This window comes from Caulobacter sp. HMWF025, from assembly GCF_003060965.1.
In the GTDB taxonomy this organism is placed as follows: Bacteria; Pseudomonadota; Alphaproteobacteria; order Caulobacterales; family Caulobacteraceae; genus Caulobacter.
Map to the genome: position 1 here is coordinate 1 of NZ_QAII01000164.1, position 1,019 is coordinate 1,019.

The 1,019-nt window shown below is 65.4% G+C and carries 1 protein-coding gene; it reads right to left on the minus strand.

From position 1 onward, the window contains the following. Positions 1–1,019, minus strand: a 1,019-nt coding sequence (locus DBR10_RS17605; RefSeq protein WP_108556542.1) for an acyl-CoA carboxylase subunit beta, incomplete at both ends; no start/stop codon positions are given.

Genomic DNA, 1,019 nt, shown 5'->3' on the forward strand with positions numbered 1-1,019 from the left:
CGGGCGGCCAGGGCGACGGGGTCCTTGGCCTCGGCCCGGAAGATGATCTCGACCGCCCCCTTGGCCCCCATGACCGCGATCTCGGCGGTGGGCCAGGCATAGTTGAGGTCGCCGCGCAGGTGCTTGGAGCTCATCACGTCATAGGCCCCGCCATAGGCCTTGCGGGTGATGACCGTGATCTTGGGAACCGTGGCCTCGGCATAGGCAAACAGCAGCTTGGCCCCGTGCTTGATCAGGCCGCCATACTCCTGCTTGGTCCCCGGCATGAAGCCCGGCACGTCGACCAGGGTGATGATCGGGATGTTGAAGGCATCGCAGAAGCGCACGAAGCGCGCCGCCTTGCGTGAGGAGTCGATGTCCAGCACCCCGGCCAGCACCTGCGGCTGGTTGGCGACGATGCCGACGCTTTCCCCGTCCATCCGGGCAAAGCCGCAGATGATGTTCTTGGCCCACTCGCTGGAGATCTCGAAGAAGTCGGCCTCGTCGACGATCTTCAGGATCAGTTCCTTCATGTCATAGGGCTTGCCCGGATCGCTGGGGATCAGGGTGTCCAGACTCATCTCCTCGCGCAGGGGCTCATCGAAGCTCATCCGCTCCGGAGCCGGCTCGCGGTTGGACGAGGGCAGGAAATCGACCAGACGGCGCACCTGGGTCATGGCCTCCAGGTCGTTCTCGAACGCGCCTTCGGCCACGCCCGACTTGGCCGCATGCACCCGGGCCCCGCCCAGCTCCTCGGCGGTGACCACCTCGTTGGTGACGGTCTTGACCACGTCAGGACCGGTCACGAACATGTAGCTGGTATCCTTCACCATGAAGATGAAGTCGGTCATGGCGGGCGAATAGACGTCGCCGCCGGCGCAGGGCCCCATGATCACGCTGATCTGCGGGATCACGCCCGAGGACAGCACGTTCTCCATGAAGATGTCGGCATAGCCGGCCAGCGAATCCACGCCTTCCTGGATGCGCGCGCCGCCGGCGTCGAACAGGCCGATCACCGGCGCGCCGACCTTCATGGCCAG